Below are 20,168 nucleotides of genomic sequence, written 5' to 3'. Positions count from 1 at the left end.
ACTAATAATCTTATTACAGTAAGCTTCAAATGCTCCTCATTGTGCCTAGTTTTGATAGGCTCAATGGGGCTATTTGTAGTTTGCGTCAAAGATGGTTCCGAGTCACTAAGCTAAAGGGGAACGATAGTTAAATCAAGACACGATCGCAATCGGCCAGACGATCGGCTACCTTTTCATAACGCTATACCAGCTAATAATAAGCATGTCAAAATAGATTGAATGAATCCAGTTATCGGTTTAGATATATCTAAAGAAGAAAGCCATGGACAAGCCTTTTAAGAGTGTGGAAAACCTGTTATACACGATCTTTGTCCCAACCAGCCTCAATCATGGTCATGACAAGTAGGGGTGAACATTATAGCGCTCGGGATCAAGTCCCACGGGCAGGATAGTTGAAAATATAAAATCCGTTTCAGAGTAAACGCTATTGACAATTAGACTACTACGTGTTACTTTATAGCAGTAGTAAGTATCACTACATACCAGTGATACAGAATAGCAAGGGGTGATAGTGCTGGAAAACTTAACGGAAATGCTCAAAGGGGCGCTTGAGGGCTGTGTCCTTGAAATTATAAGCCGCAAAGAAACCTACGGCTATGAAATCACGCGGCGGCTGAACGCCCTCGGCTTCACAGATATTGTGGAGGGAACGGTGTACACCATCCTGATCCGGCTTGAAAAAAACAAGTTGGTGGAGATCACCAAGAAGCCCTCCGACATGGGACCGCCGCGAAAGTTTTTCGCGATCAACGACGCGGGGCGCGAGGAGCTGCGGAGGTTCTGGGAAAAATGGGAGTTTGTATCATCAAAAATTAATGAGCTAAAGGAGAAAAAATAATGAATTTTTGGGAAAAGATCACCGGCAGCGATATGACTAAAGAATTTAAAGTTTTTGAATCGCGAGCCCAAAAGCTGCCCGCTGATTATCAAGCCGCATGGGAAAAAATTAAAGCCAATCTTTGGACGCACTCCGATTTTACCGGTCGCAACCTCATGCCCATACTTGACGGTGTGCTTGGCCTGCTGGAAGAAACGGCGGCGGACGGGCAGAGTGTCCAAGAAGCTCTGGGTGACGATATCAAAGGCTTCTGTTCAGCGCTTGCCGGCGAAGAAGGGGCAAAGTCTTACCGCGACAAGTGGCGCCAGCAGCTCAATAATAATATCGCCAAAAAATTAGGTAAATAGAAGGAGGATACAATGAATATACGGGATATCATCGAAGGCAAAAAAGAGTGGCGAGCGCACGTGGCGCGTGTCAAAGGACTCCCGCAAGATTATCAGATTGTTTATAAAGAGATTCAAAAATATCTCTTTAAGGTCGGCCCTGCCCAGCTAACCGACGGGACGGGGTTGCTTTCGGGGATTGTCGACCTTTTTGAAGAAGGCGCGGCTTTGGGGAAAGGCGTGCTCGAAGTGACGGGCAGTGACGTAGCGGCTTTCTGCGACGATCTAATCAAAGATTCAAAAACTTACGCTGACATCTATCAAGAATCTGTTGCCAAGAAAGAAAGAAGACCATGAAAAAGGTTGTGGATAAAAAATGAAAAGGGGGATATCGGGATGGAAAAAGCAATTGAAGTGAAAGGTCTGCGAAAGTCTTTCAAGGACACAGAAGTCCTAAAGGGCGTCGATTTTGAAGTGAAGCGAGGTGAGATTTTCGCCCTGCTTGGCTCCAACGGCGCGGGCAAGACGACGATTGTCAGAATCCTCACCACACTGCTTAAACAGGACGGAGGCACCGCAACCGTAAACGGATTTGACGTCGCGTCAAAACCTGAGAATGTGCGGCATGCGATCAGTCTGACCGGGCAATTTGCTGCCGTGGACGAGATATTGACCGGGCGGGAAAATCTTATCATGATTGCCAAACTGCGACACCTTAACAATCCGCGTCATGTCGCGGATGATTTACTGAATCGCTTCGGCTTGAACGACGCCGCCGACCGCAAGGTGTCCACCTATTCGGGCGGTATGCGCCGCAGGCTCGACATTGCCATGAGCCTGATCGGAGAACCGCAGCTCATTTTCCTCGACGAGCCGACCACAGGCCTTGACCCCGAGGCACGCATGGAGGCTTGGAAGATTGTCAAGGAGCTTGCCGACGGTGGAACAACGGTATTCTTGACCACTCAGTATTTGGATGAGGCCGAACAACTTGCCGATAGAATTGCCATTTTGCATAAGGGCAGGATTATTGCCAATGGCACGCTTGAGGAACTGAAAATGCTGTTCCCGCCCGCAAAGACGGAGTATGTGGAAAAACAACCTTCATTGGAGGAGATATTCCTCGCAATCATTGGTAAAAAGGAGAGTGAGTAACAATGAATGAGCATTTTTTCAGCGACATTAGCGTGATGCTTGGACGTTCCATGCGCCATATTTTGCGAAGCATGGACACCATCTTCACGGTTTGTATCACTCCGATTGCAATGATGTTAATGTTCGTCTATGTGTTTGGCGGCGCAATCCAAAGCGGTATGGATAACTATGTGAACTACCTGTTGCCCGGTATCCTGCTGATTGCGATTGCAAGCGGTATATCCTATACGGCTTACCGCCTGTTTTTAGATAAGCAACGGGGCATCATTGAGCGGTTCCACTCCATGCCGATTTCGCGTTCTGCCCTGCTGTGGGGGCACGTGCTGACCTCGTTGGTATCCAACGCCATATCGGTTGTCCTCATCATTCTCGTAGCGCTCATTATGGGCTTTCGCTCGTCGGCAGGGGTACTATCTTGGCTTGCCGTAGCCGGCATACTCGTGCTGTTTACGCTGGCTTTGACTTGGGTCGCGGCGATTGCCGGACTGTCCGCAAAATCGGTGGAAGGTGCTAGCGTGTTTTCCTATCCGCTGATCTTCCTGCCGTTTATCAGTTCGGCCTTTGTGCCGACCGAAACGATGCCGTCAGTCGTACGCGCCTTTGCCGAAAACCAGCCGGTGACCTCTATCGTAGAAACCATCCGTGCTCTATTGTCAAGTCAACCGGTAGGAAATGATATCTGGGTCGCTCTTGCGTGGTGCTTAGGGATACTGATCGTCGCATATCTATTTGCGGTGCGCGCATACAAACGGACAGCAGCTTAATGTTTGCAGGCATTATAATGATAGTGGTCAACAAAAACATCAAGTAAAGGCCCCTCCACCAACGACGGCGTTACTATTTGTCAAAGCGCTCGCTTCACCAGTTTCGAGTCCATCGCAGTGAAGTGATGTTCTATTACTCCTTTTATGTCAAAGTAATGGGGAATAAAGATAACCAGGGAGCAGACAGCCACGGGTGCCTGTTCCCTTTTTTTATTGAAGTAGACGTCAAATCTTGGATGCCGTTAAGCTAAAGGGCAGTTTACTTTAGTGAGCCGATTGAAGGAATACATACGTTGATTCCGAATCTATTTAAGAAGATAACGCAAGAGATATGTGAAGTCGCATTATTGAACCTAGGTGGAGGTAACTTTATGAAGCACTTATTGGACTATCTTCATGTTCAATCGATAGCCAAATCTGCGATGGAAGAAATAAGGACTATCATTACAGAGGGGATTTCTGAACGTGAAGTCGTTATTAAAGCGGAGGATATTTTAAGGCACTACGGAGTAGAACGGTTTTGGTACTACAATATCGGGGCTTTCGTTCATGTGGGAACGAGAACAATCATCTCTGAATCAGGGCGGAATTACCGTCCGTCGAAGCAAACGGTAGGCAAGAACGATATTGTGACGGTCGATCTGAGCCCGGAGATCAATGCGTTCTGGGGAGACTATGCCCGTACCTTTATCGTGATCGATGGAAGTGCGGTCGATGTAAAGCAGCTTCAATGCCAACCAAACTCTATTACAGATGAATTTGAGCATGGGATACATGCGGAAAAACAACTCCACCGTATGTTTAAAGCGTATGTCGAGCCAGAAATGACCTTTGAAGAAGTCTATCTCCATATGAACAAGGTGATCCAACAACTCGGTTACGTGAACCTCGATTTCGCAGGAAACCTCGGTCATACCATTGAATTTCATAAAGAGGCCAGAATTTATTTTGAACGAGGAAATACGAGAAAGATTAGAGAGGTGGATTTCTTTACATTTGAACCGCACATTAAGCATGCGAACGGAGCGTACGGCTTCAAAAGAGAGGATATTTATTACTTCCAGAACGACGAGTTAAAGGTCTTATAAACGAGAAAGGCAGTCCGGATATTAGTTTATTAGATTCGTGCAGCCTAAAACTTCTTTCAACACTACCGGTTTACAACTTTACTTTCTTTGAGCCTACAATTTTTTGTAAATAAATGTGCGTAGGCTCATAAGGGTCTGAAATTTGGTGGTTTATGCTATTTCTAGCAAACTCATTTTAGGCCTTGAGGAGGTAGTGATGCTATGAAAACCAAAGGGATTGTGATCCCGCATGAACACGGCGCGTGGGCGATGGTCAGTGTTCCTTTTCTATTCGGGATGATGGCTGGGCAACCGCAATGGCTGCATCTGCCGTTATTTATGGGGTGGTTGTTTCTATATTTATCCTCTTATCCATTTCTTCAATTCCTCAAAAGAACAAATAACCGTGAGCATTGGTTGAAATGGGGGTTGATTTACGGAGCCATTTCTCTTCTTTGCCTGATTCCGACAGTAATCTTTTACCCATCGTTATTTTATTTCGGCCCATTACTGTTAGGACTACTGATGGTCAATATTTGGCATACCAAACATAAGTCTGAGCGGGCTATGCTTAATAATATTTGTGCCATACTGATCTTCTCTGTTGGAGGACCGGCAGCCTACTTACTAAGCGGAGGCGGTTGGGACCGAACGATGGCTTTGATCATGTTGTTCAGCTTCTTACACTTCATGGGCAGTGTGTTTTTTGTGAAATCCGTATTTCGTGAACGGAAGAATCTGCGTTGGATTAACTATTCACGAATATATCATGTTGTTGTGCTCATCATCCCTTTTATAGTGGGACTTCCATGGTTGTTCATTGCATTTATGTTCTCAACGGTACGATCTTTCATTTTCGCAGGTAAAATCGTGAGGCCTTGGAAAGTGGGGATCATTGAAATTATCGGTGCTGTACAGTTTTTATTGCTTTCTGTTGCAATCATTCAACATTGATAGAATTACATACATATATTTTGATGGGCCCGTGCATTTGAGCATGGGTCTTTCTGCTGTATATATAGGACTTTCCCTAATAGGAACACTCTGTGCTCTAATCGATAATGGATGTATAAGAATAGACAATTATTTGATCCCCCAAATCCTTGTCATTCTACCGAAGGAGTGGTCATGTCCAATGAAGGGAAAGTTTGGACTAAAGTTCTTTAAACCTGTAGAAAGCTATTCGGATAACTGGTCTGTGCTAGAAGAGAAAAGCAGAGATTGGGAGGATATGTACCGAAAGCGCTGGTCTCACGATAAAGTGGTGCGAACGACTCACGGAGTAAACTGCACAGGCTCTTGCAGCTGGAAGGTATTCGTGAAGAATGGAATTATAACCTGGGAAAATCAACAGATTGATTATCCCTCCTGTGGACCGGATATGCCTGAATTTGAACCTCGCGGCTGTCCGCGCGGCGCTTCATTTTCCTGGTATGAATATAGCCCTCTTCGTGTGAAATATCCTTATATGCGGGGGCGGTTATGGCGGTTATGGAAACAGGCCTTAAGCGAAACCGCAGATCCTATTGCAGCTTGGGCAAGTATTGTTGAAGATCCTGAGAAAGCGACTTCCTATAAAAAAGCACGCGGCAAAGGCGGTCATGTACGCGTATCCTGGCAGGATGCAAATGCATTAATTGCAGCTCAATTAATCTATACGATTCGCAAATATGGACCTGATCGGATTGCCGGTTTCACACCAATTCCTGCCATGTCTATGATTAGCTACGCGTCAGGTGCACGTTTTTTAACTCTATTAGGCGGACAGATGCTCAGTTTCTATGATTGGTATGCGGATTTACCGCCAGCCTCCCCGCAAATTTGGGGCGAGCAAACGGATGTGCCCGAATCCAGTGACTGGTATAACGCCGGTTATATCATGATGTGGGGCTCAAATGTCCCGCTAACACGTACACCGGATGCGCACTTTATGACTGAGGTTCGCTATAAGGGGACAAAGGTCGTCTCCATTGCACCGGATTATGCCGAAAACGTTAAGTTCGCGGACAATTGGCTGGCCCCGAATCCAGGGACGGATGCAGCGATTGCCCAGGCGATGACGCATGTCATTCTTAATGAATTCTATAAAGAGCGTCAGGAGCCTATGTTCCTGAACTACGCAAAACAATATACAGATATGCCTTTTCTTATCTTGTTGGAGGAGTATGAGGGAGATTACAAGGCCGGTCGCTTCTTACGGGCAAGTGATCTTGGAGATACCTCGCAGCATGCAGAGTGGAAGCCGGTCATTTTTGATGAAGCAACGAGTGAGATCACAATTCCGAACGGAACGGTCGGCCAACGCTGGGAAAAGGATAAGAAATGGAATCTCATCTTGGAGCGTGAGGATGGCTCATTAATCCAACCAGCCTTATCTGTTGAGGCTCACGATTCCGATTGGCAGACCATCATCTTCCCATTCTTTGATAACTCCGCTAACGGAACCTTCAAACGGCCCATTCCAGCTAAAAAGGTAGTCATGGCGGACGGTTCAGAGCGACTAGCTGCCACCGTCTTTGATCTCATGATGAGCCAGTACGGAGTGGTACGGACGGGTAGTGATCTGGAGGCAAAAGGTTATCAAGATGAAGCCTCTTTCTACACTCCAGCTTGGCAAGAAAAAATAACAGGTGTCAAGCAATCTATAGTCGTACAAATCGCCCGTGAATTTGCCCAAAATGCGCTGGATACCGGCGGTCGCTCGATGATCATCATGGGTGCTGGGATCAACCACTGGTTCAACAGTGACACCATCTATCGCTCGATCCTTAACTTGGTTATCCTTACAGCTTCACAAGGGGTTAATGGCGGCGGATGGGCGCATTATGTGGGCCAAGAAAAATGCCGTCCGATTGAAGGCTGGTCCACAGTAGCCTTTGCCAAAGACTGGCAGGGACCGCCGCGTCAGCAGAATGCCACTTCGTTTTTCTACTTTGCTACGGATCAATGGAAGTATGAAGAGATGGGTGCAGATTCTTTGAAATCGCCAACGGGCGGAGACATCCGGTACCAGCATCCGGCAGATTATAATGTGCTTGCTGCACGCTTGGGTTGGCTTCCGTCCTATCCGCAATTTAATAAGAATAGTCTCGTATTTGCAGAGGAAGCTGCGCAGCAAGGGAAGACGACCAATGAGGAGATTGTAAAACATACGTTGGAGCAAATCACCTCCGGTGAAACCCACTTCGCCGTTGAAGATCCGGATGCACCGGACAACTTCCCGCGTTCCCTGTTTGTATGGCGTTCGAATCTCATATCAAGCTCTGCCAAAGGACAGGAATATTTCATGAAGCATTTGCTGGGTGCGGCAGATGGATTGTTGTCTATGCCAAATGAGGATGAAAAACCGGAGGAAATCTTCTGGCGGGAGAATGTTGAAGGGAAGCTGGATCTGCTGGTTGCGTTGGATTTCCGAATGACTTCCACACCGATGTACGCAGATATAGTTTTACCTGCGGCTACCTGGTATGAGAAAACAGATCTGTCTTCAACGGATATGCATCCCTTTGTGCATCCTTTTAATCCGGCAATAGATCCTCTGTGGGAGTCGCGTTCGGACTGGGATATTTATCGCGGTCTTTCACAAACCTTTTCAGAACTAGCTAAAACCTATCTTCCAGGCATTTATAAGGATCTAGTTACTACACCCTTAGGACATGACTCTGTGAGTGAAATTTCTCAACCCTACGGCGAAGTTAAGGATTGGCGGAAGGGTGAAATTGAAGCCATCCCAGGAAAAACTATGCCCCATATGTCGATTGTGGAACGAGATTATACGAAAATTCACGATAAATATGTAACACTTGGCCCTCTTCTTGCTACAGGCAAAGTGGGTGCTCACGGGGTTAGCTTTTCGGTAGCAGAGGAGTATGAGGAGTTAAAGAGAATTAACGGCACCTATTTCGATGAAACGATCAAAAATGGGCTGCCTAAGCTTCATACGGCCCGGCAGGTTGCCGATGCTATATTGAACATATCATCAGCTACGAACGGAAAGGTATCCCAACGAGCATGGGAATCAGCAGAACAGGATACTGGCGTAACTCTTAAGGATATTTCAGCAGACCGTGTTGCAGAGCGGATTACATTCCAAAGTATCACCGCTCAACCGCGTGAAGTCATACCTACACCTGTCTTTAGCGGCTCCAATAAGATGGGCAGACGATATTCACCTTTTACCACGAATATTGAAAGGCTGGTACCTTTCCGAACCTTAACAGGCAGACAACATTTTTATGTAGATCATGAGATTTTTCTGCAATTTGGAGAAGCATTACCTGTGTACAAACCGACACTTCCACCTATGGTCTTCGGGCCGCGGGACAAACAGATTACCGGAGGTAAAGATGCCCTTGTCCTTCGTTATTTAACTCCGCATGGCAAGTGGAATATTCATAGTACGTATCAGGATAACCTGCATATGCTTACTCTTTTCCGTGGAGGACCAACGGTCTGGATCAATAATGAGGATGCAGCAGCCCATGCCATTGAGGATAATGATTGGCTTGAGGTATACAACCGGAATGGAGTGGTTACCGCGCGTGCGGTAGTGAGCCATAGAATGCCAAAGGGAACCATGTTCATGTATCATGCGCAGGATAAGCATATTAACGTACCGGGGTCCGAGATTACGAATGATCGCGGGGGAAGCCATAACGCACCGACGAAAATCCATGTCAAACCTACTCAGATGGTAGGGGGATATGCACAGCTTAGCTATGGATTTAACTATTACGGTCCGATCGGGAATCAACGGGATGTTTATGTAGCTGTCCGCAAAATGAAGGAGGTGAACTGGCTTGAAGATTAAAGCACAAATAGCTATGGTAATGAATCTGGATAAATGCATCGGCTGCCATACGTGTAGTGTGACCTGTAAAAGCACTTGGACTAATCGTTCGGGTGCCGAGTATATGTGGTTCAATAACGTAGAGACCAAACCGGGTATAGGATATCCAGTTCGCTGGGAGGACCAGGAGAAGTATAAAGGCGGATGGACGCTCAAAAAAGGCAAGCTGGAGTTGAAGTCGGGAACTAAGTTATCAAAAATCGCATTGGGTAAAATATTTCATAACCCGGATATGCCGGAAATGAAGGACTATTATGAGCCTTGGACTTATAACTATGAACATCTAACCCAATCCGGTGAGAAAAAACATCAGCCGGTGGCTCGTCCCAAGTCTGTCATTACCGGAGATAACATGGATCTAAAATGGGGGCCTAACTGGGAGGACGATCTGGCGGGTGGTCACGTAACCGGACCGAAGGACCCGAACATCGAGAAGATCGAAGAGGAAATCGTCTTTAATTTTGAACAGACTTTTATGATGTATTTACCGCGTCTTTGTGAGCATTGCTTAAATCCAAGTTGTGTAGCTTCATGTCCATCGGGTGCCATGTACAAGCGCGATGAAGACGGAATTGTTTTAGTTGATCAAGAGGCGTGCCGGGGCTGGCGCTACTGTATGACAGGATGTCCTTACAAAAAAGTCTATTTCAACTGGCAAACCAATAAGGCGGAGAAATGTACCTTCTGTTTCCCGCGGATTGAGGCAGGACTTCCTACCGTATGCTCCGAGACCTGTACAGGACGCATCCGTTATCTCGGTGTGCTTTTATACGATGCTGATAAAGTATTAGAAGCTGCATCAACGCCGGATGAAAAAGATTTATATCAGGCCCAGCTAGACCTGTTCCTTGATCCGAGTGATCCTGCTGTCATCGAGCAAGCCCGTAAGGATGGAATATCGGAGGAGTGGATTGAATCCGCCCAGAACTCACCCGTCTATAAATTGGCAATAGAATACAAGCTAGCTTTCCCGCTTCATCCTGAATATCGCACACTGCCTATGGTCTGGTATGTGCCGCCGCTTAGCCCGATCATGAATTATTTCGAAGGCAAGGATTCGATTGAGAATCCGGATATGATCTTCCCGGCGATAGAAGAGATGCGTCTGCCGGTTCAATATTTAGCCAATTTACTGACCGCTGGAGATACCATTACGGTGAAGGAAGCCCTTCAAAAAATGGCTATGATGCGTTCTTATATGCGTGCCAAGTCTTCCGGGAAACCCTTTGATGCAAATCGTTTGGAAAGAGTAGGTTTAACTGCACATCAGATTGAGCAAATGTACCGTCTGCTGGCCATTGCTAAATATGAGGACCGATTTGTCATTCCAACCGCACACAAAGAAAATCATATGGATGTTTACCGTGCACAAGGCTCGGAAGGCTTTGGACTGGAATGTAACGGCTGTGGGCCTGTAAGTCCGACGGTTGGCAAAAGCGGTCAAGAGCTTTATGAAGAAAACTTCTATGGGGGAATATGGCGTGATTAATCTCGAGAAGCTGTTTGAGCGTAAACGTGTGTTCGGATTCTTCGTGCAGCACTTAACCTATCCCGACAAGCTTGACTATCACCCCTCTGTTCTGGAGGAGTATATAGATTCTTCTAATCCTGTATATGAACATATAAAAAGGTTTTGGGACCGCATGCATCAATACAGCTTGGAGGAAATCGAAGAAATGTATGTGCAAACCTTTGATTTTCAGAAGAAATCAACCTTGTATATGACCTATTCTAAACTGGAAGAAGCTAAGGAACGTGGACAAATGCTTGCGAATATCAAATCAGTATACCAAACCTATGGGCTTCATATGGCGAATGATGAGCTATCCGATTATCTGCCGTTGATGTGCGAGTTTCTATACGCTGTGGATTGGAGAGGTGACCCGCGGGCGCAGGAAAGTCTTGGACTTATCCTTGCAGTCATGGAGGACGGGACCTATCATCTCCTTAATGCTCTGCAGCAGTTTGATAATCCTTATTATGATTTGATAAAAGCACTTCGTGAAACTTTCAAGGCTTGTGTGAGGCAGGAGGCATCGATTCATGAGCATGGTTGATCAATTCCTGTGGGTGATATTCCCCTATATGTGTATGGTTGTATTTGTGGTCGGCCATATCTATCGGTATCGTGTAGATCAATTCAGCTGGACGGCCAAATCTAGCGAATTCATAGAGAAAAAACAGTTAAAGATAGGTAGCATGATGTTTCATCTAGGGGTTATGCCGGTCATCGCCGGCCATATCGTCGGGCTGGGGATTCCAAAGTCGTGGATGCATGCGATGGGTGTAACGGATCATATGTATCATTTTGGAGCCCAATATATTGGAGCAATATTTGGTTTTCTAACGCTTGGTGGTATGGTCATTCTTACGTCCCGCCGTTTCACCCATAAAGGGGTGCGCAGGTTAAGCTCAGTCTCGGATCGGCTCGTGAATGTACTGCTGCTCTTCATCGTCCTGATGGGCTTGTACAGTACAATGTTCGCCGGTAAAAGTGTGGAACCCGCTTTTGATTATCGCTCCACCATATCGATCTGGTTCCGTGACTTATTGATTCTACGTCCTGACCCCGCAGATATGCTGCAGGTGCCGATAACTTTCAAGATTCATATTTTGTCGGGTTTTATGATTTTTGCCCTGTGGCCTTTCACTAGACTCGTACATGTATGGAGTGTTCCATTGAATTATGTGGGTAGAAGTTATATTCTGTATAGAAAGAATCGTAAACATTAAAGGTAGAAGAAGAAGGCGATGGCTGCCTTCTTTTCTTCATCCAAGGGAGTCCAGGATATGAATGATAAGCCGAGGTATAATTACCAGAAGGAGATCGATAACCTTCGAAGCCGATTTGGTTTGGACTTTGTGTCAGTTGCGTTAGTACAGCCTGCTGAGGATCGGTTTGTCCTAACTTGGCAATTCGTTTCCGGAAATATTAACAATCGGTATAAACGGATTGCGCTGCAATCAGGCAAAGGGATCGCCGGTGTAGTATTCAAAACGGGGAAACCCCTGCTTATGAAAAATGTAAATATGGATATCGGAGCCAAAGATTTATTTAATTACCCCATTATTGTGGCGGAACGCCTTCAAAGCTTGGGAGCACTCCCCCTATGGAGCTATAACCGTGTAATGGGTGTACTTTTATTCGGCTTTCGCCAGGAAAATGCCTTAACCGAGGCTTTGTTTCATTTGATCCAAGAGGAGATTGGCCCTGAATTTGGTTCCCTGTATGCAAAGGAGAGGGTAATAGAATGATCCCACTCACCGGTGATAGCTTGACTTTATTGTTAGGTAAAATGTATGAAAATAGCATTGAAGCAATCTTTTTTATTGATAGGGATGGTAAGGTTCTGGCTATGAATCCGGCTGCTGAGAATATACTCGATACCGATGTTATCGAAAGGATGTACAGAAACGAAGAAAACTCTCTTTGTCAGTCCTGCCAAGGCTATATGAGCGAACAGGAGGCAATATCCTGCTGCAATTGTTATTTGGTAAGCCCCAAAGAAGACTTCTCCTCATTCCAGGTTTATTTAAAGACGCGGAATCAAGGGATTGTTCCTTATGCAGCCAGCTATCATTTGATTGATGAGACTAGCGGAACACGTATTTTCATGCTGCTTAATCTAACAAAGCAATTTCAGACACAGGAAAAGTTATACCAGTCGAAGATGCTGAAATATATTATTAAGGCTCAGGAAGATGAACGCAAACGCATCTCTCGGGAGCTGCATGATAGTGTGGCTCAAGAATTGCTTAGTTCACTGGTTGATTTGCGTGTCATTAAATATATGAACGTCAATGAGGATGTTCTGCGGAAAATACAGCAAACCGAGATTTCCATTACAAGGCTGCTCGATGATATCCGCCATTTATCTGTTGAGCTGCGCCCGGCTTCGTTAGATGATCTCGGTCTAGAGGCAGCCTTCCGCTCACACTTCAAAGGTATCGAAAAGAATTACGGAGTACTCATTGATTTCTCGGCAGAGTTATCAGCTGCCCGTTATAGCAACGAAATTGAAACGGTGGTGTACCGAGTCTGTCAGGAAGCCGTGTTGAATGCGCTTAAGTATGCAGACACAGATCAGGTCTATGTTAAATTATTTGAACAGAATGGTTATTTACAGCTAATCGTAAGGGATGAGGGGGTAGGCTTTATTCTGGATTCTGGTGAAGTTAAAGGCACCGGGCTGGGTCTATATGGAATGCGGGAACGGTCGGAATTAGTGAATGGCCAGTTGACTCTGACGTCGGATATCGGGAAGGGAACTACCATTCAACTATACATTCCGCTGGCAGAGGTTAGAATCGAGGAGGAAGCCCTTCAATGAGAATCGTTATTGTGGATGATCATGCTGTTGTTCGGAGCGGATTTTCAATGATACTGAACTATCAGGCGGATATGGAGGTTGTGGCGACTGCTGCGGACGGCAGGGAAGCCTACCTGATGGTAGGAAAGCACCATCCAGATATCCTGTTAATGGATTTAAGTATGCCTCCTGGTGAGAGCGGACTGATCGCTACAGGAAAAATAAGCAGCGATTATCCCGATACCAAAATCATCGTTCTAACGATGTATGATGATGAAGAGTATTTATTTCATGTCCTTAAGAGCGGCGCTTCAGGGTATGTATTGAAAAATGCACCTGACGAGGAGCTGTTGTCTGCTATACGCATGGTCTATAAAGGAGGGACATATATTCATCCGCAAATGGCAACCTCATTGGTCAGAGATTATATCAAGAAGGATCAGGGTAGCAACGAGAACGATCCTTATAAAATACTATCCACGCGCGAAACGGAAATTCTGCCTCTGATCGCAAAAGGCTATGGTAATAAGGAAATCGCTGAAAAGCTGTTTGTATCCGTAAAAACGGTTGAAGCACACAAAGCAAAAATAATGGAGAAGCTCCAATTGAAAAGCCGTCCTGAACTTGTAGAATATGCCCTTCGAAAAAAGCTGTTTGATTTCTAAATGTGATATAGGGATTCCCTCATCAGAATCAAGGGGGAATCCCTATTATTTTTTGGGAAGATTCATCTAAAATAGAGTTGGGGGATCCACATAGTTGTCATTCACAATACTTGGAAAAGGTGATTCTGGATGATAAGGAAGCTACAATTATCGCTTCAAACGTTGAATCTAATCGTAGGTTTTATGGTATGGGTTATTATTTCAGCGCTGCTCCCGTTTATTCGGGAGGATATCCAAATTCCGGCGGAGAAGCTTGCGATGGTTACAGCTATTCCTGTCGTCTTGGGATCGATTTTAAGAATACCGCTTGGTTATTACGCTAATATTTTAGGGGCACGGATTATTTTTTCAGCAAGCTTTATTCTTCTTCTATTTCCGGTGTTTTACATTAGCGTAGCTTCTTCCTATATGGACTTAGTGATTGGCGGATTGTTTCTGGGAATTGGTGGTGCCGTATTTTCCGTTGGTGTAACTTCTCTGCCCAAATATTACCCCAAGGAAAAGCTCGGTTTAGTGAACGGGATTTATGGTATAGGCAACATTGGAACTGCTATTACCACCTTTTCTGCACCGCTTATTGCTACACAAATAGGGTGGTCTATGACCGTAAAACTTTATCTAGTACTGCTGCTTATTTTTGCGGGCTTGAACATCTTTTTGGGTGATAAGCAAGAAACGAAAGTAACAACACCTATCATTGAACAAATGAAAGCCGTTTATAAAAATGATAAGCTGTGGTTTTTATCGATATTCTATTTTATTACGTTCGGATCGTTCGTAGCTTTTACTGTATATTTACCGAACTTCCTGGTCTCCCATTTTGAACTTGAAAAAGTAGACGCAGGTATTCGGACGGCTGGCTTTATAGCAGTAGCTACCTTCCTGAGGCCGATTGGCGGCTGGCTTGCCGATAAGTTGAAACCGTTATTTTTACTGATGGGTGTATTTATGGGTCTTACATTCGCGGGAATTGTGCTGGCTTTCTCACCTTCCATTGGACTGTATACGGTTGGCAGCTTAACTATTGCCATGTGTGCGGGCTTAGGTAACGGGATTATTTTCAAACTTGTTCCTCTGTATTTGAATAAACAGGCAGGGATCGCGAATGGAATTGTCTCGATGATGGGCGGCTTGGGCGGATTTTTCCCACCACTGATGCTGGCTATGATTTATTCTATAACAGGCCAATATTCCATCGGCTTCATGGCATTGTCCCAAGTCTCGTTCGCCAGCTTTGTGCTTGTGGTATGGCTGTATTATCATGAGAAATTAGCTCTTTCCTCCGAAGTCTTCCGTTCTACGGGACAAGGGATTTTGGTGACGGATGTGAACGGGAGAATTCATGCGGTCAATCCGGCTTTTACACAGCTAACTGGGTATTCTGAGCAAGAGATCCTCGGGCAAAATCCGAGCGTTCTTCAATCTGGGAAACAAGCTCAGGCCTTTTATGAAGAGATGTGGAAGGACATTACACAACAAGGGAGTTGGCAGGGGGAGATCTGGAACCGTAGAAAAAGCGGGGAAGAGTACTTGGAGCTAATAACCATAAATGTTGTGAAGGATGCTACAGGAGAAGTGATACGATATGTAGGAACGTTTAGCGATATCACCTTCCAAAGGAGTGGAGCATAGAATCTATAAGATGCTGCAGCGTAATACCAACTGGAGGGATCAGGGTCGTGGGAACAGAGATATTGATGGATCAGCTACAGCGTCCGATTCGTGATTTGCGTATTTCAGTCACAGACCGCTGTAATTTACGCTGCCAATACTGTATGCCTAAGGAAATATTCGGGGATGATTATGCTTTTTTACCTGAAAAGGAGCAGCTGACCTTTGATGAGATTATGCGGCTGGCAGATTTATTTGCTTCACTCGGGGTGAAGAAGATTCGTCTGACTGGCGGTGAACCTCTAATGCGTCGCAATCTGGCAGAGCTGGTGCAAAGGCTAGTTCAATTAGAGGGAGTAGACGACATTGGATTAACGACCAATGGGATGCTGTTGAATGCACAAGCATATGATTTATATAATGCAGGCTTGCGCCGGCTTAACATTAGTTTGGATGCACTGGATGCCAAAGTTTTAGCGGCAATCAATGGGCGAGGAGTAAAGCCTTCGGTAATTCTGGCTAATATCGAATATGCGCGAAGCATTGGGTTTCAAATTAAAGTGAATATGGTGGTGCGAAGGGGGATGAACGAGCAAGAAATCCTGCCGATGGCTACCTTTTTTAAGGAGTATGGAGTCACACTCTGTTTTATAGAATTCATGGATGTTGGGAATGACAATGGATGGAATCTGGAGAGTGTGGTTTCGAAACAAGAGATCTTTGATCATTTGCAAGCGGAATACACCCTAGAACCTGTAGAGCAGAATTATTATGGGGAAGTGGCAAAACGTTACCGCTACAAAGGCAGTAAGTCTGAGATAGGCTTCATTACGTCGGTATCGGAGTCGTTTTGTTCAACGTGTACGCGTGCTAGGTTGTCCTCTGATGGTAAAATGTTTACTTGTTTATTTGCAGAACAGGGCTTTGATTTGCGTGATTTAATTCGAGGTGGAGCCTCTGACGCGGAGTTGCTGGCAACCATTCGCCAGGTTTGGGAACAACGCGCAGACCGATATTCGGATGAGCGGGCGACACACATGGATAAATCTCGCAGTAAGATAGGAATGTCTTATATCGGGGGTTAACAACATAGATCTTCTTTTGAGTAAGACTTAGTTGTTGTGAATGGACGCTCCGCGAACGGATCGTTGCTCCAATCGCTGTTGTCTTCAGATGTATTTGAATTACACTTAGCAGTGTACATCCGAAGACAAAGGCGACCGCTGCCGCTTTTCCGCAATCGTTCCGTCCTCTCCGCTGCTATCAGGTAGCTTTTTTTAAATTCATTCATTAAGAAATGGAGGCTGTCCCATAAGGTTTAAGATTGTATCTGAAATTGTAACGGAATTCACTTATCGACTGAATGGCCTTCAATTTTGGATACAATTTTCTTGAAGTAGACTTTTTACGTATGAGACAGCCATTCTCATTTTTCAATTGTCGAATACACACTCCAATTCAGGCATCCGGATTTTTTCGTGCAAGCGGATTCAGCGGACAGTCTTCGTAGCTGGGGCCATGATAGTGTGCTTAAGTTTTCGTAAAAAACTTCCGTTTTTTTTGCTCTCGTAGCGACACTGGAGTGTTCCTGTAAATCTATTGGTTAGCAAAGTTGTCCATGGTATATCCCAATTTAGAATGAAAGATCTTCTTAAATAATGTTATGTGAAACTTCCTTTTTACCACAAAAGGTTTATTTGTATTTCAAGGAGAGATTTTGATTCGGGTCTACGCTGAAGCCAGCAGAGAGGACGGAATGATTGCGGAAAAGCGTTAGCGGTCGCCTTTGTCTTCAGATGTACACTGCTAAGTGTAATTCAAATACATCTGAAGACAACAGCGATTGGAGCAACGTTCCGTTATCGGAGCGTCCTTTTAAAAAGCAACGTAATTTTACTCAAAGAAAGGGGTGTCTCAGCTACCATTTTGCATGGTTTTCTGGGACACCCCACTGTTGCTAATAATTGATTAATTGCTGGCATCAGACAGCTGTGCATCAATAGCATCCGTTAGGCTCTCATAGGAAGAGTCCTTCAGAAGAACGCCATTCACCATGAACTGTGGAGTACCGTTAACTCCAAATGAACCGGCAATTTTGAAATCTTCTTTTACATCGAACATATAGGTCTGGTTCTTAAGGTCCTTCTCAAACTGAGCATAGTCGATGCCATCGATATTTTTCTTAACGAATTTCAGGATGAATTTTTCAGTAGCCCAAATTTCACTCTCATCACCCTGATTGGCATACAGCTTATGAACATAATCCCAGAACTTCTCATTACTTTGTTTATAAATGGCCTCACCCGCACTGGCAGCCAGATAGGAGTCACGATCCAGAAAGGCGAAGTTCATGAAGAAAAACTCCACTTTACCTGTGTCTACATAATCTTTGATAAATTGATCCAGGTACTGCTCTGTCCATTTCTTGCAGGAAGGGCATTTGAAATCGGCAAACTCAATAACTTTTATAGTGGCGGTACTGCTGCCGAGATGAGGTTGTTTCTCATATTTCAGACCATCTACAACAATCTTACCTTCCACCTCGGTGTAATTCGGTAAATTGTCCAGGTCAGAAGTATCACTACCCGTTCTGTCTTTGATGAGCACAAGTGCACCAATCAGAATAACGACGGTCAATGCGGCAATAAGCATCGGAATGGCATATTTATTTTTGGGACTTGACTTCGGATTAGAGCTTCTCTTCATAGTATTTCCTCCTGCGCAAGATGATATCTACTGAACTCAAACAGTATAATCATTCCTACGCAAGATGAATATGTCATTTCTAACAGAAGTCTAAAAAAATTATCCGTGGTGCTTGTGCTGCTGCTGTGCAGATGATCGGATAACAGGTGGAACCTCGCTGATGGAAGAAATCGTTAATACTGACTGCTGCATTTCGCGCTGCAATTCGATTAAATTGTAAAGCCATTCATTTTGCTGCTTCAGATAAATACTGTTAATTCCTGCGGTAACAGCAGGCAGTACATCCGTACGCAGGGAGTTGCCGATCATCCAAGTGCGTTTGCGGTCAAAATTATGACGTGACAAAATCTCCTCGAGGGATTCCACATTCTTATGTTGGCGGATAAAAATACGATCGTCAAAATAGGCGTCCAACTTCATTTGTTTAATTTTGCGCTGTTGGATCGTATCGTCTCCACCCGTGTATAAAAATAGGTGATGACCTTCTTGCTTCAGGGTATCCAAGGTTTCTACCATACCGGGATACGCCTCAATTTCCTGATCGTATACACTGAGTCCCAGCTTCATCAACTGCTGCTCCTGGAAAGAATCTGCAGGACGATTATATTTATTACTGAAAAAGCGATATGTCGCGATTAGAGATTTGGGGAAATTGTCACTTGCCAAGCCGCTTGAGCTAACTGTTTCTACATCAATTTCCACTTGCTTGCTACGGAGTTCTGCGGTGGTCGGACCAAAATCCGCGAACCAATCGGTCATCATCTCGAAATATTGGCCCAGAATGAGGTCAAAATATTTGTTGCAGTGGACCAGTGTGTCGTCCAGATCGAAGATTACTTGTTGAGTCAAATATTTCATATCGCTCACTCCTTATCCTTATCTATATCTATATCTGTTCTTATCATTATTATAAACGAATATACGATTCGAGGAACATTTGCAACTCCGACGCCCCGTCTGGGCGGATGCTGAAACGTTCATTTTGTTCATCGCGTAAATGGATACGCAGCAACCCGGCTACCCGCAGCATCATCAGATGATGCATTAGCATATCACCGGATTGATTCAGTTCCGATTGCATTTCCCATAGCGATTTAGGTTCATGGGCTACATACCGAAGTAACTTCAGTCGGTTAGGATCGGACAACGCCTTGGTCATTCGCAGCAGCACAGTTGGAGGCTCGTCCTCATTTTCAACGGGGACATCAACAGGATACTGGATCAGCATCAGTGTCTTGTAGAAGCAGTAGGTATTAATAGGGCGGTTATGTACGGTAGGCAGCAGTACAATGGTCTGCAAGTCCGGAATTTCTTCAATTACAACACCGCCTGAGGCATACTCTATTAAGGCTATAGGGTCCATCTTACTTTGAAGCATCTTTTTCTCGGCTGCGTCCTCAATTAATAAGGGTAGAATCTGATTCTCTACGTGTCGGAAATATTGTTCATGCCACAGTCGCAGCAGCGGGCTGTAGCTGCTCTTGATTCGGTAGCATTCCTCCAAAGTGAAGTCAGGCAGAAAGGGTACTAATCTCTGATACCATTCATCTATAGAAGCCGACTCCAGCTCATCCAGGAATTCAAGCACGTTCGATGCAGGTCCGCCACTGTATGCACAGGCATACAACACATCGTAATCATTGAAGGGCCAATCTGCTGCTTGAAGCAGTGTGGCAACCTTTTGAGGGGGGATTCGGCTCTCTACGTCACGGACCCAATCGGGTCCAATATCGAGATTAGAGATCCATTTCCTTGTTACGTATAACATGAAGCTGTCAATCAGCTCATACACCGGTGAGACGTCGATTTTCAATTCGTATTTCATGAAGCATACATTCCTCCCAGGAAATCTGTCACTTCTATATATTATCACTTGT

19 protein-coding genes are annotated in these 20,168 nt (G+C 45.0%); 16 read left to right on the top strand and 3 right to left on the bottom strand.

The genetic code is table 11. The annotated features are described in order from the left end of the window. Nucleotides 1–532 precede the first annotated feature (532 nt). The 16 genes from J2T20_RS15285 (at nucleotide 533) to moaA (ending at nucleotide 16,670) form a co-directional block, all read left to right on the top strand. Complete coding sequence (locus J2T20_RS15285) at nucleotides 533–838, top strand: PadR family transcriptional regulator (RefSeq protein ID WP_307589850.1); 306 nt, start codon at nucleotides 533–535, stop codon at nucleotides 836–838. After that, nucleotides 838–1,185 (top strand): DUF1048 domain-containing protein, encoded by a 348-nt coding sequence (locus J2T20_RS15280; RefSeq protein ID WP_307589740.1) that lies wholly within the window; start codon nucleotides 838–840, stop codon nucleotides 1,183–1,185. The genes J2T20_RS15285 and J2T20_RS15280 overlap by 1 nt, the downstream gene beginning before the upstream one ends. Nucleotides 1,186–1,197: 12 nt before the next feature. Next, nucleotides 1,198–1,521, top strand: coding sequence for a DUF1048 domain-containing protein (locus J2T20_RS15275; RefSeq protein ID WP_307589739.1), 324 nt, complete (start codon nucleotides 1,198–1,200; stop codon nucleotides 1,519–1,521). 39 nt (nucleotides 1,522–1,560) lie between these two features. Next, nucleotides 1,561–2,319: an ABC transporter ATP-binding protein gene (locus J2T20_RS15270; protein ID WP_307589738.1), complete on the top strand. Its 759-nt coding sequence runs from the start codon at nucleotides 1,561–1,563 to the stop codon at nucleotides 2,317–2,319. A 2-nt stretch (nucleotides 2,320–2,321) separates the two neighbouring features. Further along, nucleotides 2,322–3,083, top strand: coding sequence for an ABC transporter permease (locus J2T20_RS15265; protein ID WP_307589736.1), 762 nt, complete (start codon nucleotides 2,322–2,324; stop codon nucleotides 3,081–3,083). Between the two features lie 371 nt (nucleotides 3,084–3,454). After that, nucleotides 3,455–4,171: a M24 family metallopeptidase gene (locus tag J2T20_RS15260; protein WP_307589734.1), complete on the top strand. Its 717-nt coding sequence runs from the start codon at nucleotides 3,455–3,457 to the stop codon at nucleotides 4,169–4,171. A gap of 201 nt (nucleotides 4,172–4,372) precedes the next feature. Further along, entirely contained in the window at nucleotides 4,373–5,104 is a 732-nt protein-coding gene (locus J2T20_RS15255; RefSeq protein ID WP_307589732.1) for a YwiC-like family protein, read from the top strand. Between the two features lie 181 nt (nucleotides 5,105–5,285). Continuing rightward, complete coding sequence (locus tag J2T20_RS15250) at nucleotides 5,286–8,960, top strand: nitrate reductase subunit alpha (protein ID WP_307589731.1); 3,675 nt, start codon at nucleotides 5,286–5,288, stop codon at nucleotides 8,958–8,960. Then, nucleotides 8,950–10,488 carry a nitrate reductase subunit beta gene (narH, locus tag J2T20_RS15245; RefSeq protein WP_307589729.1) on the top strand — a complete coding sequence of 513 codons (1,539 nt, stop codon included), beginning with the start codon at nucleotides 8,950–8,952 and terminating at the stop codon, nucleotides 10,486–10,488. The genes J2T20_RS15250 and narH overlap by 11 nt, the downstream gene beginning before the upstream one ends. Continuing rightward, nucleotides 10,481–11,056 (top strand): nitrate reductase molybdenum cofactor assembly chaperone, encoded by a 576-nt coding sequence (narJ, locus tag J2T20_RS15240; RefSeq protein ID WP_307589728.1) that lies wholly within the window; start codon nucleotides 10,481–10,483, stop codon nucleotides 11,054–11,056. Before narH ends, narJ begins: the two co-directional genes overlap by 8 nt. Further along, nucleotides 11,043–11,732, top strand: a complete 690-nt coding sequence (narI, locus tag J2T20_RS15235) for a respiratory nitrate reductase subunit gamma (protein ID WP_307589726.1) — start codon at nucleotides 11,043–11,045, stop codon at nucleotides 11,730–11,732. Before narJ ends, narI begins: the two co-directional genes overlap by 14 nt. 57 nt (nucleotides 11,733–11,789) lie before the next feature. Beyond that, nucleotides 11,790–12,254 (top strand): GAF domain-containing protein, encoded by a 465-nt coding sequence (locus J2T20_RS15230; protein WP_307589724.1) that lies wholly within the window; start codon nucleotides 11,790–11,792, stop codon nucleotides 12,252–12,254. Continuing rightward, nucleotides 12,251–13,330, top strand: a complete 1,080-nt coding sequence (locus J2T20_RS15225; protein WP_307589721.1) for a PAS domain-containing sensor histidine kinase — start codon at nucleotides 12,251–12,253, stop codon at nucleotides 13,328–13,330. The genes J2T20_RS15230 and J2T20_RS15225 overlap by 4 nt, the downstream gene beginning before the upstream one ends. Then, nucleotides 13,327–13,974 (top strand): response regulator transcription factor, encoded by a 648-nt coding sequence (locus J2T20_RS15220; RefSeq protein ID WP_307589719.1) that lies wholly within the window; start codon nucleotides 13,327–13,329, stop codon nucleotides 13,972–13,974. Before J2T20_RS15225 ends, J2T20_RS15220 begins: the two co-directional genes overlap by 4 nt. A gap of 129 nt (nucleotides 13,975–14,103) precedes the next feature. Continuing rightward, nucleotides 14,104–15,606, top strand: coding sequence for a nitrate/nitrite transporter (locus tag J2T20_RS15215; protein WP_307589717.1), 1,503 nt, complete (start codon nucleotides 14,104–14,106; stop codon nucleotides 15,604–15,606). Nucleotides 15,607–15,653: 47 nt separating this feature from the next. Then, nucleotides 15,654–16,670: a GTP 3',8-cyclase MoaA gene (gene moaA, locus J2T20_RS15210; protein ID WP_373457809.1), complete on the top strand. Its 1,017-nt coding sequence runs from the start codon at nucleotides 15,654–15,656 to the stop codon at nucleotides 16,668–16,670. Between the two features lie 883 nt (nucleotides 16,671–17,553). Here moaA and J2T20_RS15205 read toward each other — a convergent pair. From J2T20_RS15205 to J2T20_RS15195, 3 genes are all read right to left on the bottom strand, one after another. Further along, nucleotides 17,554–18,291: a DsbA family protein gene (locus J2T20_RS15205; RefSeq protein ID WP_307589716.1), complete on the bottom strand. Its 738-nt coding sequence runs from the start codon at nucleotides 18,289–18,291 to the stop codon at nucleotides 17,554–17,556. Between the two features lie 99 nt (nucleotides 18,292–18,390). Continuing rightward, on the bottom strand, nucleotides 18,391–19,149 hold the full coding sequence (locus J2T20_RS15200; protein ID WP_307589715.1) for an HAD family hydrolase: 759 nt from the start codon (nucleotides 19,147–19,149) through the stop codon (nucleotides 18,391–18,393). A gap of 49 nt (nucleotides 19,150–19,198) precedes the next feature. Further along, the gene (locus J2T20_RS15195) at nucleotides 19,199–20,116 is read right to left on the bottom strand and encodes an ArsR/SmtB family transcription factor (RefSeq protein ID WP_307589714.1); all 918 of its coding nucleotides are present in this window, start codon (nucleotides 20,114–20,116) and stop codon (nucleotides 19,199–19,201) included. Nucleotides 20,117–20,168: the final 52 nt, after the last annotated feature.

The sequence above is a fragment of the Paenibacillus wynnii genome, assembly GCF_030812855.1.
Lineage (GTDB): Bacteria > Bacillota > Bacilli > Paenibacillales > Paenibacillaceae > Paenibacillus_AQ > Paenibacillus_AQ wynnii_A.
This window is presented reverse-complemented; position numbering and strand designations above follow the sequence as displayed.